Annotated in this window: 17 protein-coding genes; 11 read left to right on the top strand and 6 right to left on the bottom strand. The window is 64.5% G+C overall.

Annotated elements, in window-relative coordinates; all coding sequences use genetic code 11:
- Positions 1 to 564, top strand: a complete 564-nt coding sequence (gene tsaE / locus AWB68_RS06620; RefSeq protein ID WP_087643552.1) for a tRNA (adenosine(37)-N6)-threonylcarbamoyltransferase complex ATPase subunit type 1 TsaE — start codon at positions 1 to 3, stop codon at positions 562 to 564.
- Complete coding sequence (locus tag AWB68_RS06625) at positions 546 to 2,081, top strand: N-acetylmuramoyl-L-alanine amidase (protein WP_087643553.1); 1,536 nt, start codon at positions 546 to 548, stop codon at positions 2,079 to 2,081. The genes tsaE and AWB68_RS06625 overlap by 19 nt, the downstream gene beginning before the upstream one ends.
- 6 nt (positions 2,082 to 2,087) lie before the next feature.
- On the opposite strand, the gene AWB68_RS06630 is transcribed toward AWB68_RS06625, so the two are convergent.
- Both AWB68_RS06630 and AWB68_RS48155 read right to left on the bottom strand, forming a co-directional pair.
- Positions 2,088 to 2,972 carry an EamA family transporter gene (locus tag AWB68_RS06630; RefSeq protein WP_087643554.1) on the bottom strand — a complete coding sequence of 295 codons (885 nt, stop codon included), beginning with the start codon at positions 2,970 to 2,972 and terminating at the stop codon, positions 2,088 to 2,090.
- Positions 2,973 to 3,134: 162 nt separating this feature from the next.
- Positions 3,135 to 3,398 carry a hypothetical protein gene (locus AWB68_RS48155; protein WP_160109980.1) on the bottom strand — a complete coding sequence of 88 codons (264 nt, stop codon included), beginning with the start codon at positions 3,396 to 3,398 and terminating at the stop codon, positions 3,135 to 3,137.
- Between the two features lie 166 nt (positions 3,399 to 3,564).
- Here AWB68_RS48155 and AWB68_RS06635 point away from each other — a divergent pair, with 166 nt between their 5' ends.
- Positions 3,565 to 4,464 carry a pirin family protein gene (locus tag AWB68_RS06635; RefSeq protein WP_087643555.1) on the top strand — a complete coding sequence of 300 codons (900 nt, stop codon included), beginning with the start codon at positions 3,565 to 3,567 and terminating at the stop codon, positions 4,462 to 4,464.
- Between the two features lie 78 nt (positions 4,465 to 4,542).
- Complete coding sequence (gene trxA / locus AWB68_RS06640; RefSeq protein WP_087643556.1) at positions 4,543 to 5,391, top strand: thioredoxin; 849 nt, start codon at positions 4,543 to 4,545, stop codon at positions 5,389 to 5,391.
- Positions 5,392 to 5,491: 100 nt separating this feature from the next.
- On the opposite strand, the gene tcdA is transcribed toward trxA, so the two are convergent.
- Positions 5,492 to 6,364: a tRNA cyclic N6-threonylcarbamoyladenosine(37) synthase TcdA gene (gene tcdA / locus AWB68_RS06645; RefSeq protein WP_087643557.1), complete on the bottom strand. Its 873-nt coding sequence runs from the start codon at positions 6,362 to 6,364 to the stop codon at positions 5,492 to 5,494.
- Between the two features lie 223 nt (positions 6,365 to 6,587).
- On the opposite strand from tcdA, the gene pdxH reads away from it, so the two are divergent.
- The 3 genes from pdxH to AWB68_RS06660 all read left to right on the top strand — a co-directional run bounded on the left by pdxH (position 6,588) and on the right by AWB68_RS06660 (position 8,903).
- On the top strand, positions 6,588 to 7,229 hold the full coding sequence (gene pdxH / locus AWB68_RS06650) for a pyridoxamine 5'-phosphate oxidase (RefSeq protein WP_087643558.1): 642 nt from the start codon (positions 6,588 to 6,590) through the stop codon (positions 7,227 to 7,229).
- 181 nt (positions 7,230 to 7,410) lie between these two features.
- Positions 7,411 to 8,625, top strand: a complete 1,215-nt coding sequence (locus AWB68_RS06655) for a class I SAM-dependent methyltransferase (protein WP_087643559.1) — start codon at positions 7,411 to 7,413, stop codon at positions 8,623 to 8,625.
- A complete protein-coding gene (locus AWB68_RS06660; RefSeq protein ID WP_087643560.1) occupies positions 8,589 to 8,903 on the top strand; it encodes a hypothetical protein in 315 nt (104 codons plus the stop codon). Before AWB68_RS06655 ends, AWB68_RS06660 begins: the two co-directional genes overlap by 37 nt.
- Here AWB68_RS06660 and msrA read toward each other — a convergent pair.
- Positions 8,869 to 9,438: a peptide-methionine (S)-S-oxide reductase MsrA gene (msrA, locus tag AWB68_RS06665; RefSeq protein WP_087643561.1), complete on the bottom strand. Its 570-nt coding sequence runs from the start codon at positions 9,436 to 9,438 to the stop codon at positions 8,869 to 8,871. The genes AWB68_RS06660 and msrA overlap by 35 nt on opposite strands.
- 262 nt (positions 9,439 to 9,700) lie before the next feature.
- Here msrA and AWB68_RS06670 point away from each other — a divergent pair, with 262 nt between their 5' ends.
- Positions 9,701 to 10,213 (top strand): flavin reductase family protein, encoded by a 513-nt coding sequence (locus tag AWB68_RS06670; protein WP_087643562.1) that lies wholly within the window; start codon positions 9,701 to 9,703, stop codon positions 10,211 to 10,213.
- Here the strand turns inward: AWB68_RS06670 and AWB68_RS06675 are convergent, their stop codons facing one another.
- The gene (locus AWB68_RS06675; protein WP_087643563.1) at positions 10,214 to 10,705 is read right to left on the bottom strand and encodes an Lrp/AsnC family transcriptional regulator; all 492 of its coding nucleotides are present in this window, start codon (positions 10,703 to 10,705) and stop codon (positions 10,214 to 10,216) included. It lies immediately after the preceding gene.
- Positions 10,706 to 10,842: 137 nt separating this feature from the next.
- Here AWB68_RS06675 and kynB point away from each other — a divergent pair, with 137 nt between their 5' ends.
- The 3 genes from kynB to kynA are packed head-to-tail and all read left to right on the top strand — an operon-like array spanning position 10,843 to position 13,652.
- Positions 10,843 to 11,472 (top strand): arylformamidase, encoded by a 630-nt coding sequence (gene kynB, locus AWB68_RS06680; protein WP_087643564.1) that lies wholly within the window; start codon positions 10,843 to 10,845, stop codon positions 11,470 to 11,472.
- A gap of 27 nt (positions 11,473 to 11,499) precedes the next feature.
- Positions 11,500 to 12,750 (top strand): kynureninase, encoded by a 1,251-nt coding sequence (gene kynU / locus AWB68_RS06685; protein WP_087643565.1) that lies wholly within the window; start codon positions 11,500 to 11,502, stop codon positions 12,748 to 12,750.
- Positions 12,751 to 12,764: 14 nt separating this feature from the next.
- The gene (gene kynA / locus AWB68_RS06690) at positions 12,765 to 13,652 is read left to right on the top strand and encodes a tryptophan 2,3-dioxygenase (protein WP_087643566.1); all 888 of its coding nucleotides are present in this window, start codon (positions 12,765 to 12,767) and stop codon (positions 13,650 to 13,652) included.
- Between the two features lie 13 nt (positions 13,653 to 13,665).
- On the opposite strand, the gene AWB68_RS06695 is transcribed toward kynA, so the two are convergent.
- Complete coding sequence (locus AWB68_RS06695) at positions 13,666 to 14,454, bottom strand: IclR family transcriptional regulator (protein ID WP_087643567.1); 789 nt, start codon at positions 14,452 to 14,454, stop codon at positions 13,666 to 13,668.
- Positions 14,455 to 14,561 lie beyond the last annotated feature (107 nt).

Genomic DNA, 14,561 nt, shown 5'->3' on the forward strand with positions numbered 1-14,561 from the left:
ATGCCCGCCGCCCAAGCACGATCGACGCATCCACTTTCCGCCGCTTCCCACAAGGGAACGGCGCAGCTCGAACGCCGCTTCGATCTGCCGGACGAGGCCGCGACGCTCGCATTCGGCGCACGCTTCGCACAGGCACTCCACGCCGTGCGTCAAACACAAAATAACGAACGTTTCGCGGGCCTCCAGGTCCAGTTGAGCGGCGACCTCGGCGCGGGAAAAACCACGCTCGTGCGCGCGACATTACGCGCGCTCGGTCACGAAGGACGCGTGCGCAGCCCGACTTACACGCTCGTCGAGCCGTACTCGCTCGACACGGAGTCGGGCCCGCTCGACGTCTATCACTTCGATCTCTACCGCTTCGCCGATCCCGCCGAATGGGCCGACGCCGGCTTTCGCGAATATTTCGATCGCGGCGCGGTATGTCTTGTCGAATGGCCGCAGCAGGCGGGCGGCCTGCTCGGTGTGCCCGATCTCGAGTTCGCGCTGGAAATCGAGGGAGAAGGCCGCGTTTTGATTGCGCGGGCGTTCAGCAATACAGGAAAGACATGTCTCGAAAGATGTTGATCAAGCCGTTCCATTCGATCGAATCGACGGCGACCGCCTCGCACAACTGGCGGCGCCGGCAAGTGCTGCGCGCGGGCGTTTCGACGATCGCGCTCGCGCTCGTCGCCCCGCGTCTCGCGCACGCGAGTTCCGTGCTCGGCGTGCGCGTGTGGCCCGCGCGCGACTACACGCGCGTCACGATCGAGTCCGACCAGCCGCTGCAAAACACGCAGCAGTTGCTGCAAGGACCGGACCGGCTCGTCGTCGACCTGAGCGGCCTCGATCTCGATCAGGAACTGAAGGACCTCGTCTCGAAGATCACGCCGAACGATCCGCAGATCCAGTCGGTGCGCATCGGGCAATACCAGCCGCACGTCGTGCGGATGGTGTTCGACCTGAAGGGCTCGGTGAAGCCGCAGGTCTTTACGCTGACGCCGATCGGCAGCTACAAGTATCGCCTCGTGTTCGACCTGTATCCGGCCGTCGCGCCCGATCCGCTGATGGAACTGCTCGCGCAATCGGAGCGAAAGCAGGAAGCGTTCGATCAGTCGAACCCGAACCCGACGCCGCCGCCCGCGACGCTGAGCGGCCCGGCCACGCCGCCCAAACCGCTTGCGCCTGATAACACCGACGAGTTCTTCCAGAAGTACGCGGACAACAGCGACCTGCCGCGCGCACCCGTTGCCCCGCTACCGATGCCCGCGCCGCGGCCGTCGGTGAAGCCGCCGGTGCCGCTCGCGCCGCCGCTCGCCAAAAAGAACGAGGACGACGACGACGGCGACAACTACGCCTTCTCCGCGCCGAAGCAGAACAACAAGCCGGGCACGACGCGCCTGCTCACCGTCGCAATCGATCCAGGCCACGGCGGCGAAGACCCCGGCGCGATAGGCGGCGCGGGCACGTACGAGAAGCACATCGCGCTCGACATCGCGAAGAAGCTGCGCACCAAGATCGACGCCCAGCCGAACATGCGCGCGATGATGACCCGCGACGCCGACTTCTTCGTGCCGCTCAACGTGCGCGTGCAGAAGGCGCGGCGCGTCGGCGCGGACCTGTTCGTCTCGATCCACGCCGACGCGTTCACCACGCCGGACGCACGCGGCTCGTCGGTGTTCGCGCTGTCGGATCACGGCGCGTCGAGCGCGGCCGCGCGCTGGCTCGCGAACAAGGAAAACGAGTCGGATTCGATCGGCGGGATCAACGTGCGCACGCAGGACGTGAGCGTGAACCGCGCGCTCTTCGACATGTCGACGACCGCGCAGATCCGCGACTCCATGCGCTATGGCAACTTCGTGCTGAACGAGATCGGCGGCATCAACAAGCTGCACAAGGGATCGGTGGAACAGGCCGGGTTTGCCGTGCTGAAGGCGCCGGACATTCCGTCGATCCTGGTCGAGACCGCGTTCATCAGCAACCCCGACGAGGAAACGCGCCTGAACGACGACGCCTATCGCGACAAGATGGCGAACGCGATCATGAAGGGCATCAAGCGCTACTTCGCGGCGAACCCGCCACTCGCGAAGAGCCGGATGACCTAGCACCCTTCAGCGGATATCGGCCTGATAGCGCTGCACCAGCCATCCGCCGAACACGTTCACCGCGAGCCCGGCCATCACGAGCGCGGCGCCCGCAATCTGCATCGGCGTGAGCGCCTCGCCGAGCATGAGCGCCGCCGACGCCAGCCCGATGATCGGCACCAGCAGCGAAAACGGCGCGACCTGGCTCGCCGGATAGCGCGCGAGCAGCTTGCCCCAGAGGCTATAGCCGACGAGCGTCGCGACGAACGCGAGATAGGCGATCGCGAAGATCGACAGCACCGGAATCGACCGGAGGCTCGCCTCGATTTTCGCCGGCCCTTCGAAAATCAGCGACAGCGCGAAGAACGGCAACGGCGGAATCAGGCTCGCCCACACGACGAGCGAGACGAGATCGACGCGGCCCATGCGCTTCGTGACGACATTGCCGAGCGCCCACATCGCGGCCGCGGCGAGCGTGAACATGAAGCCGGCGAACGTCATCGCGTGGCCGCCCTGCATGCCGATCAGCGCAAGTCCGCACGCGGCGATCACGAGACCGGCAAGGTTTGCCGCGCGAATCCGCTCATGCAGGAACATCGCGGCGAAGATCAGCGTGAAGAACGCCTGCGCCTGAAGCACGAGCGACGCGAGGCCGGCGGGCATCCCGACGTACATGGCGTAGAAGAGAAAGGCGAACTGGCCGAGCGAGATCGTGAGGCCATAGGCGAGCAGCCATCGAAGCGGCACGTTCGGCCGCTTGACGAAGAAAATCGCGGGACACGCCGCGAGCGAGAAGCGCAATGCGCCGAGCAGCATCGGCGGGACGCCGTGCAGGCCCACCTTGATCACGACGAAATTCACGCCCCACGCGAGAATGACGACTAAAGCAAGCAGCAAGTCCCTGGGCGACATCCCCGTCTCCGTTTTGATATTTTGCGGAAACGGGCAGTTTAGCGGACGGTTTTGTAATCGGCTTGATACGGCCGCTGACGCTCGGGTTTGGGTGTTTCAACGTCCACCCTTGCTCTGGAAAGAAAGCGCAGGAACGCACGACGCCCGCCCCTGCGCAATCCCTTACTTGCTCTGCCCGTTCTCGGCGGCCCCGGCCCCGTTGCCCGTCGTCTGGTCCGGCGTCTTCTTCCCGGTCGAAGGCGCATGGCTGCTGGTGTGGTGCTTCTTCGCCTTGTGCGTCGACGGCGCCGTCGTGCTGTCCTGCATCGGCGAGGCGGTCGGCGTGTCCGTCGCGTTCGACGAGTTGCCCGACGACGTCTGCGCCAGCGCGCCAGTTGCTGCGAAAAGACCCGCCGTGACGGCGATCAAAAGCTTGTTCTTGCTCATTTTCAGACTCCTATCAAGGTTGCTCACGGATGTTGCAGATGCCGATGCAGAAAGAGCGCGGTCGACTCGCGCCGCAGTGATACTCGGAAAGGGCCGGGAAGGACGCTGCGTCGCGATGAATCGGCCAGTAGAATCGGCAGTTCCAGCACTCATTGCGGCGGACTCCATGACTTCGACCATCAACGCGTTCCTGAAGCCTCATCAACATGACGTCGGCGGTCTCACGGTGCGGCGCGTGCTGCCGGCGCTCGCCGTGCGAACCGTCGGCCCGTTCATCTTCTTCGACCACATCGGTCCCGCAACGCTCGTGCCCGGCGCGGGCCTCGACGTGCGCCCGCATCCGCATATCGGGCTCGCGACCGTCACCTATCTGTTCGACGGCGCGATCATGCACCGCGACAGCCTCGGCTCCGTGCAGAAGATCGTCCCCGGCGATGTCAACTGGATGACCGCCGGCGGCGGCATCGTCCATTCGGAGCGCACGCCCGACGAAGAGCGCGCGTCCGGCCAGACGATGCACGGCATCCAGACATGGGTCGCGCTGCCCGTCGCGGACGAGGACACGGAGCCTTCGTTCGAGCATCATCCGGCCGCGAACCTGCCGCAGATCGAGCGCGACGACGTCACGCTGCGGGTGATCGCCGGCAGCGCATTCGGCGCGACGGCGCCGACGAAAACCTTCTCGCCGACGCTCTACGTCGCCGCCCATTTCGGCGCCGACGCCGAACTCGTGCTCGACACCGAGCACGAGGAACGCGGTGTGTACCTCGTCCAGGGCGATCTCGCGATCGACGGCGCGCCGATCCCCGAATGCCAGATGGCCGTGCTCACGCCGGGCGCCGCCGTCACGCTCACGAGCGCGAACGGCGCCATCGCGATGCTGCTCGGCGGCGCGCCGCTCGACGGCAAACGCTTCATCGAATGGAATTTCGTGTCGAGTTCGCGCGAGAAGATCGATGCAGCCAAGCTCGCGTGGAGCGAGCAGCGCATCGGCCAGGTGCCCGGCGAAACCGAATTCATCCCGCTGCCGCCACCGCGCCGCGAGGACAAGGCGCCCGAGGCGTGAACGCGAACGCTCATTGACAAATGCGCAACGCGCCCCCACTTAGGCGTCAATTCAAGCGCTCAGATCAAGGAGAAAATCATGGAAACGACCCTCGCCACCTTCGAAAATGACGTCATCAATGCGTCGATGCTCGCGCCCGTGCTCGTCGATTTCTGGGCCCCGTGGTGCGGACCGTGCAAGACGCTCGGGCCGATGCTCGAACGGCTCGAAGCTGAAGCCGCGGGCAAGTGGAAACTGGTGAAGGTGAACGTCGACGAGAATCAGGAACTGGCGCAGCACTTCCAGGTGCGCAGCATCCCGCACGTGATCGCGTTCGCCGACGGGCAGGCCGTCGACCAGTTCATCGGCGTGCTGCCGGAAGGCCAGTTGCGCGAGTTCCTCGACAAGCTCGTGCCCGATGGCGCCGAAGCCGAGCGCCGCGCCGCCCAAAGCGCGTGGGCGGAGGGCAACAAGGCCGAAGCGATCGAACTGATGAAGACCGCGCTCGCAATCGATCCCGGCTACGACGAAGCCCGCCTCGACCTGATCCAGTGGCTGCTCGCGGAACATCGCATCGACGAGGCGCGCGAGGAGGACAAGCTGCTTTCGCCGAAGACGACGCAAGGCATCGACGCGCGCTACAACGCGCTGAAAACCGAACTCGACGCCGCCGATGCCGCCGCCGACCTGCCGCCCGCCGACGCGCTGATCGCCGCGGTGAACGCGAATCCCGACGACCTGGAAGCGCGTTTCGCGCTGGCGAATCGCCTGATTGCCGGGCGCGACTATGGGGGTGCGCTCGAACATCTGCTGGCGATCGTCGTGCGCGACCGCGCTTTCATGGACGATGTCGGCCGCAAGACGATGCTGTCGGTTTTCGAACTCGCCGCGCATCAACCGGACGTGGTTTCACAATGGCGGCGCAAATTGAGCGCGGCGATCAATTAATGCGCGCGGGATTAAAAGCTTTCAGATTGTTTAATCGATGCTTTTAAATTTAAAACGGTCGGCCTTTTCAAGCCGGCCGTTTTATTTCGAGCGTGTAGTGCTACGCGTTTTTTGCCAGATCGCGCAAAACATACGCAACGGCCGCGAACCCGAAACTTGCCGTCACGCAGACGCTCGATCCGAAACCCGCGCAATTCAGCCCGACCGGTCCTGAATAGCCCGGCGCGGTTTCCAGATGTTCGGCTTCCTCGCTGATATCGCACGACGGCGCCTCGGGGTAGATCAACGGCTCGTCGGAATAGACCGCGTTCACCCTGAATTTCGACTTCGGCCCGCGCGGGAAGCCGTGCAGCTTGCGCAACTGGCCGCGCACCTTCGAGAGCAGCGGGTCCTGGATCGTCTGCGCAAGATCGTCGATGCGAATGCGCGTCGGGTCGAGCTGGCCGCCCGCGCCGCCCACCGTGATGAGCGGCTGCCGGCGCTCCACGCACCACGCGATCAGCGCGGTCTTGGTGCGCACGCTGTCGATCGCGTCGATGACGTAGTCGAAGCCGCCGCCGAGCACCGCGTCGAAGTTGCCCGGCTCGACGAAATCCTCGACCTGCCGGACCTCGCACGCCGGGTCGATCAGACGAATGCGCTCCGCCATCGCGCTCACCTTCGCCTTGCCGTAGTTGCCGTCGAGCGCGTGGATCTGCCGGTTCGTGTTGCTTTCGGCGACGTTGTCGAGGTCGATCAGCGTGATGTGCCCGACAGCGCTTCTCGCCAGCGCCTCGGCCGCCCACGAGCCCACGCCGCCGATGCCGATCACCGCGACGTGCGCACGCTCGAACGCGGCGAGCGCCGGCGCGCCGTACAGGCGCGCGATGCCGCCGAAGCGCCGCGCGCGGTCGGCTTCGGCTTCAGCGGGTTGAGCAGACCCGGTCGCAGCGGAGTTAAGATTGGAATCGGAGGGTGAGGATGTGGCGGTCATGTCGGGGGAAAGCGCAGATGCGTGAGCCGTCGAGAATCGCGCGATGTTCAATCGCAACGTCGGCCAGCATTGTGTGCAGGATTTAATTGAATTGCGTATTCTGCCTTATCGCTCGATTGCCGGCCGATGCGCGGCCGTTAATTGAAATCGTACCGCCCTGGGGCCGACACAGAAATTGCTAACCTTGTCTATACTGATGCGACTGTAGCGTTTGCATAAGAACATGACGACTCTCGCCGATCTTCGTAAGAGCTATACCCTCGGATCGCTCGATGCTGCCGATGTCGACCCGAACCCGTTTCGCCAGTTCGAGACCTGGTTCGCGCAGGCGCTCGAAGGCAAGCTGCCCGAACCGAACACGATGACGCTCGCCACGGTCGACGAACGCGGCCGTCCTTCGGCGCGCATCGTACTGATCAAGGGCGTGGACGAACGGGGATTTGTCTTCTTCACGAATTACGAAAGCCGCAAGGGCCGCGAACTCGCCGCGAACCCCGCCGCGAGTCTGCTCTTCTATTGGATCGAACTCGAGCGCCAGGTGCGCATCGAGGGCTCCGTCGCCAGGACGAGCGCCGCCGAAAGCGATGCGTACTACGCGTCGCGGCCGCTCGGATCGCGCATCGGCGCGTGGGCGTCGGAACAGAGTCAGGTGCTGGAAAGCCGCGCGGCGCTCGAAGCCCGCGAGCGCGAAGTGATCGCGCAATACGGCGACAACCCGCCGCGCCCGCCGCACTGGGGCGGCTACCGGCTGGTGCCCGACACTATCGAATTCTGGCAAGGCCGTCCGTCACGGCTGCACGACCGCATCGTGTACACGCGCGAAGACGCTGGGCGCGACTGGAGCATCGTCAGGCTCGCGCCTTGACGACGCCGCGCCCCGCCTGATACGCGGACCATGAGGCTTGATCCGCACCACAGCGTTTTGCGGCTGCGGTGCGCGTGACCCGTTGGCCGCTCACGGCGCGTGGAAGCAGGACGCAGTACCGCTGGACGAACATGAAGATGCGAGCCTTCCCTTAATTTCATCTAAGCGCGGAGAAACAAGCATGTTCTGGGAGAAGAAGCTGAAGCAGTGGGTGCAGGACGTTCGGGACCGGGCCAACCTGCCCGCGCGTCTGGTGTTGTGGGATGGACAGCAGCACGACTTCGGCAGTTTCGCCGCGCCGCAGGTCACGCTGCACGTGAAGAGCGCCACCGCACTGCGCTATCTGCTCGAACCGACGCTCGACAATCTCGGTGAAGCCTACATCAAGGGCAAGATTGACATCGAGGGCAAGCTGTCGGACATCATCAACGTCAGTTATTCGCTCGCAAAGAGCACCGTCACCAGCGCGAGCAAGCTCGCCCGCGTGCGACGCTACTTCACTCACTCGAAAGTCACGGACAGGAAGGCGATCCAGTATCACTACGACGTGTCCAACGAGTTCTACGAACTGTGGCTCGACCAGAACATGGTCTATTCGTGCGCATACTTCGAGAATGGCGACGAAGACCTCGCCACCGCGCAGTTGAAGAAGATCGACCACATCCTCACGAAGATCCAGTTGCAGCCCGGCCAGCGCCTGCTCGACATTGGTTGCGGCTGGGGCGCGCTCGTGATTCGCGCGGCGCAGAAGTTCGGCGCGCAGTGCGTCGGCGTCACGCTGTCGCAGAACCAGTTCGATCTCGCGACCAAGCGCGTGAAGGACGCCGGCCTCGAAGGCCAGGTCGAGATCCGGCTGCAGGACTATCGCGACATCGACGGCCAATTCGACCGCATCACGAGCGTCGGCATGTTCGAGCACGTCGGGCGCAAGAACCTGCCGGGGTACTTCAGCAGGATCCACGATCTGCTCACCGACGACGGCATCGCGATGAACCACGGCATCACGTCCACCGATGCCGACAGCGGCGAAACGGCGCTCGGCGGCGGCGAGTTCATCGACCGCTACGTGTTTCCCGACGGCGAACTGCCGCACATCGGCCTCGCGCTCGAATCGCTGCAACGCGGCGGGCTCGAGGCGGTCGACGTGGAAAGCCTGCGCCGGCATTACGCGCGCACGCTCGACATCTGGGCGGAGCGCTTCGAGACGAACGCGGCCGAGGCGAAACAGCTCGTCGACGACGAGAAATTCCGCATCTGGCGCGTGTATCTGGCGGGCTGTGCCTACGCGTTCGAAAACGACGACGTGTCGATCTATCAGATCGTCTGCCGCAAGGCCGGGCGCAGCGCAACGACGCTGCCGTGGTCGCGCCGGCACATGTACGAGAAGGCGCTCTGAACGCGGCGGACGATGAGGATGCGGACGTCGAGCAGGGCGACCTGCTCGGCGTGCCGGCGGCGGTGGCCGCCGCAGCACCGACGCCGCGCAAGCCTCGCGGAGTGAACAACAAGGCGGCAGGCTCGGCGCCGCTCACCTGCTTAGCGCTGGCGCGCGAGATCGCGGCGGCATGCGAGGCAGCGGTAAAAACGATGAAAACGACGAAAACGGCGCCGGACGGTGCGGCGCCGTCGTTCGAAGCGGTCAGCCTTTCAGCCGGTGCGCGAACTTCTTCCTGAACTTCGCGACCTTCGGCGCGATGACGAACGAGCAATAGCCCTGGTCCGGATGCTGCGCGAAGTAATTCTGGTGATACGCCTCGGCGGGAAAGTAGTTGCCGTCGAGCGGCGTGACTTCCGTCACGATCTTGCCGCCGTAGACGTCCTCGCGCTGGAACTCGTCGATGACCTCTTGCGCGATCCTGCGCTGCTCGTCGGAATCCGTGAACACCACCGACCGGTACTGCGTGCCGACATCGTTGCCCTGCCGGTTGAGTTGCGTCGGATCATGCGTCGCGAAGAAAATCTCCAGCACCTCGCGATAGCCGATCACCGACGGATCGAACTCCACCTTCACCACTTCCGCGTGGCCGGTATTCCCGTCGCAGACCTGCTCGTAGGACGGATTTCGGGCTTGGCCGCCGGCATAGCCCGACTCCACGGACACCACACCTTCGACACCCAGGAACACCGCCTCGGTGCACCAGAAACAGCCGCCGCCGATAGTCGCGGTCTCGCGCTTCGTCTGCGGGCTTTGCGGATTTTGCTCGGTCATGCCTGGCTCCAGTTGTGTGGCTTCAGCCTCGTAATCGGCCTCGTATATGGTGGGTGCGCGAACGGTTTCTTCAACCCGGCGAGCTTACTGTCTTTTCCAAAGCCACGTCGCCAACGCGGCTTTGGAGCACCCACGGGCCGTTGGGAAGCTATTCCGCTAGAATCCAGACCATTGACTCAATCAATACATGACTCCAGAAACAGTTCTTCCGACTCATGCGCGACGCGCGGCCGGTCCGGTTGCACACGACACAGTTGCCCCGATGAAACGCGCCAAATCCCCAAATTTCGATCCCGCAGCCTTCCGCGGCGCATTGAGCCAGTTCGCAACGGGCGTGACCGTCATTACGACGCGCTCGGCGTCCGGCCAGTTGATCGGCATCACGGCAAGCTCGTTCAACTCCGTGTCGCTCGATCCGCCGCTCGTGTTGTGGAGCCTCGCGACCAAATCGGCGTCGATGCCGGTGTTCCAGGCCAATAGCCACTATGTGGTGAACGTGCTGGCGGCGTCGCAGATCGACCTGTGCAAGCGCTTCGCCACCGTCAAGGGCGACCGCTTCGCCGGCGTCTCGCATGCGGAAGGCGACACCGGCATGCCGGTGCTCGACGGCGCGCTCGCGTGGTTCGAATGCCACAATCGCAGCCGCTATCAGGAAGGCGACCACGTCATTTTCGTGGGCGAGGTGGAGCGCTGCGGCGTGCACGAAAACGCAGCGCGGATCGCCCCGCTCGTGTTCCAGGCGGGGGATTTCCACACGCTGCGCTCCGTCGACTGACTACGGACGCGGCTGCTCGATCAGCGCGACGGGCACGCCGCCTTCGTCTTTCATCGTCTGCAGCACAATGTTCGAGCGGATGTCGATCACGCCCGGCGCCTTGTACAGCTTGCTCAGGATGAAGTCGGAGTAGTGCTTGAGGTTGTGCGCCAGCACGCGCAGCACGTAATGCGTGTCGCCCGTGACGACGAACGCGCTGACCACTTCCGGCCACTCGCGTACCGCCGACGCAAACGTTTCGTGCCAGTTCTCCTGGTCGTTGCGCATCGACACGTGGACGAACGCCTCCAGTTCGATGCCGAGCCGCTCCCGATCCAGACAGGCGCGATAGCTCGCGATGACACCCTCTTCCTCCAGCAGCCGCATGCGGCGCAGGCACGCCGACGGCGATAGCGAGATGCGCTCCGCCAGATCCAGGTTGCTAATTCTTCCGTCCTCCTGCAGTACGGCCAAAATACGGCAATCCGTTGCGTCGAGCGTGAACCCAGTCATTTTTTAGTCTCCCTGGCCCGTTTCATCGAATTATGTTCTAAGACGGGCGGTTTTGGGTGGTTATTTCGCAAGCACTTTTCAGGGCGTGGCGACTATGATTTGACGCATCCCCACGCACTTTCGTCAGGCGCCTCGCGATGAGCATTCTCTGGGACATTTCCCCGCCGATTCAACCTGCCACGCCCGTCTGGCCGGGCGACACGCCTGTCGGTGTCGAACGCGTGTGGCGCATGGAGGCGGGCTCGCCCGTCAACGTCGCGCGACTCACGCTTTCGCCGCACACCGGCGCGCACGCCGACGCCCCGCTTCACTACGACGCCGAAGGCGCGCCGATCGGCGAGGTTGCGCTGGACACGTATCTCGGCCCGTGCCGCGTGATTCACTGCATCGGCGCGACGCCGGTCGTGACGCCGGAACAAGTGGCCGCGTTGTTGTCAGACGTGCCGCCACGCGTGCTGCTGCGGACCTATGCGCAGGCGCCGCTCGACGCGTGGGACCCTGATTTTTGCGCGGTCGCGCCCGAAACCGTCGATCTGCTGTCGGCAAGCGGCGTGCGGCTGATCGGTATCGACACGCCATCGCTCGATCCGCAAGACTCGAAGACGATGGACGCCCACAAGCGCATCCGCGCCCATCGAATGGCGATTCTCGAAGGCCTCGTGCTCGATGCCATCGCGCCCGGCGACTACGAACTGATCGCGCTGCCGCTCAAGTTCGTGACGCTCGACGCCAGCCCGGTGCGCGCGGTGCTGCGCCCGCTCTACTGATCCTTACTACCCAGACTGGACATTTCAATGAACCATCGTGACGATGCCGCGGCGCTCGACCGCGACGACCCGCTTCGCGCCCTGCGCGACCAGTTCGCGCTCGGCCGCGACGTGATCTACCTCGACGGCAATTCGCTCGGCGTGCCGCCGAAAGCCTCGGCCGCGCGCGCCGCCGCCGTCATCGCCGACGAATGGGGCGACGGCCTGATCCGAAGCTGGAACACGGCCGGCTGGTTTGCGCTGCCCAAGCGCCTCGGCAACAAGCTGGCGCCGCTGATCGGCGCGGGCGAAGACGAAGTCGTCGTCACCGAAACGATTTCGAGCAACCTCTTCAAGATATTGTCGGCGGCGTTGCGTCTCGCGAACGAGCGCGATCCGAAGCGCCGCGTGATCGTGTCGGAACGCTCGAATTTTCCGACCGATCTGTACATCGCGCAGGGCCTGATCGAGCAACTGGATCGCGGCTATGAACTGCGTCTCGTCGACGATCCGGCCGAACTCGCCACCGCGATCGACGAAAACACCGCCATCGCGATGATCACGCACGTCAATTACCGCACCGGCTACATGCACGACATGGCGGCCATCACGCAACTGATCCATCGCGCGGGCGCGCTCGCCGTGTGGGACCTGGCGCATTCGGCGGGCGCAGTGCCGGTCGACCTGAACGGCGTCGGCGCGGATTACGCGGTCGGCTGCACCTACAAGTACCTGAACGGCGGCCCCGGCTCGCCGGCGTTCGTCTGGGTGCCGAAGCGCCACCAGAACGCGGTTTCGCAGCCGCTTTCCGGCTGGTGGGGACACAAGAAGCCCTTCGAAATGAACCCGTCGTACCAGCCCGACGACGGCATCGGGCGGTTTCTGTGCGGCACGCAGCCGGTCGTCTCGATGGCGCTCGTCGAGTGCGGGCTCGATGTCTTCCTGCAAACCGACATGGCGACGCTGCGCCGCAAGTCGCTCGCGCTGAGCGACCTGTTCATCAGGCTCGTCGAAACGCGCTGCGGCGAATTTCCGCTCACGCTCGTCACGCCGCGCCAGCACGCCGAACGCGGTTCGCAGGCGAGCTTCGAGCATCCGCACGGCTACGAGGTGATGCAGGCGCTGATCGCGCGCGGCGTGATCGGCGATTATCGCGAGCCGCGCGTGTTGCGGTTCGGCTTTACGCCGCTTTACACGCGATTCGTCGACGTCTGGGATGCGGTGGAAGTCCTGCGCGACGTGCTCGAAACAGAAGCGTGGCGCGCGCCTGAATTCGCCGAACGCGGCGCGGTGACCTGAGAGGAAACGACCCAATGACTCAAACCACTTCCGGCTGCCCGATGGGCCATGGCGCATCCGGCACGCCTTCCGACGCGGCCAAGGAGGGCTGGCACGACGCCCAGCTCGATTTCTCGAATTCGATGAGCTATGGCGATTACCTGTCGCTCGACTCGATCCTGTCGGCACAGCATCCGCTCTCGCCCGATCACAACGAGATGCTGTTCATCGTGCAGCACCAGACGAGCGAACTGTGGATGAAACTCGCGCTCTACGAATTGCGCGCGGCCCTCGCCGCCGTGCATCGCGACGACCTGCCGCCCGCGTTCAAGATGCTCGCGCGCGTGTCGCGGATATTCGAGCAGCTGGTGCAGGCGTGGAGCGTCCTCTCGACGATGACGCCGTCCGAATACACGGCAATGCGGCCTTATCTGGGCGCATCGTCGGGATTTCAGTCGCATCAGTATCGGCAGATCGAATTCTTGCTCGGCAACAAGAATGAACAGATGGTGAAGCCTTATGCGCACCGTCCGGCGGTTCTCGCGGAGGTGCAGGCATCGCTGGAGGCACCTTCCTTCTACGACGAAGTGATTTGCCTGCTGGCGCGGCGCGGCTTTCCGATTTCACCCGAGCGGCTGAACCGCGACTGGTCCCAGCCGACGACGCACGATGCCTCCGTCGAAGCCGCGTGGCTCAAGGTTTATCAGGCGCCGTCCGAGCACTGGGAGCTTTATGAAATGGCGGAGGAACTGGTCGACTTGGAGGACGCGTTCCGCCAGTGGCGCTTCCGGCATGTGACGACGGTCGAGCGGATCATCGGCTTCAAGCAAGGCACGGGCGGAACGAGCGGAGCGCCGTATCTGCGCAAGATGCTCGATGTCGTGCTGTTTCCGGAGTTGTGGCACGTGCGGACGGTGCTTTGAGCGAAGGCAAGGCTTAACCCAACCGCCCCGCCAGCGCCCGCAGCTTCGGCCCGATGACCTCGCGGAAAAACGCTTCCCCCATCGACGACGCCGGCCCGCTGCTGCTCAACACGAGCCATCGTCCGTTGCGCACGTCGCGAAATGGCGCGGCGATCGCGTTCACGTCGTCGTGCCAGTCGCGGAACGAATAACAGCAGCCGTCGCGGGCGAAATCCTCCAGCGCGGCTTCAGCCGCCTTCACCAGCGCCGGGCCTTCGTCGCCCGCTGCGTTCCCCAACTCCTCCAGCAACGCCGCGCGCGCCGCCGGTTCCTGCACCGCGAGATACGCGCGGCCCATCGAACTGGTGAGCATCGACAGCCGCGATCCCGGCGCGAGGCCCAAAGTCAGCGCCGTCTCGCTGCGGATGGTTTCGAGATAGATCATGTCGAAGCCATCGCGGCACCCGAGCGACACCGCCGCGCCGATCTCGCGCGCCAGTTCGCGCATGTGCGGCCGCGCGAGTTCGAGCGTGTCCGCGCCTGCGAGCAACGCGAATCCCAACGACAGAACGCCCGTGTCCAGCGCGTATTTCCCGGCGGCTTCGTCGAAACGCAGGTAGCCGAGCGTGGTGAGCGTATAGGCGAGCCGGTTGACGGTCGCCTTCGGCAAGCCGGTTCGCTCGACGAAATCGCGATTGCCGAGCAACAGTTCGCCCGGCCGGAATGCGCGAAGCAAATCCAGCCCGCGAGCCAGCGCCACAACAAACTTGCGTTCATCGATTGCCTCGGACGAGGGGAAATTTCGGTTGAGATTTGTCGGCATCGGGTGCTACACTCCCTCATGATTTGCAAAACAGTGTTCCGCATAGCGGAACTTCTGTCAAGTCCCAAGTGAACCGCTGTTTGCGCCGAACCCTTCGAAGCCGGCGC

It is taken from the genome of Caballeronia choica (assembly GCF_001544535.1).
In the GTDB taxonomy this organism is placed as follows: Bacteria; Pseudomonadota; Gammaproteobacteria; order Burkholderiales; family Burkholderiaceae; genus Caballeronia; species Caballeronia choica.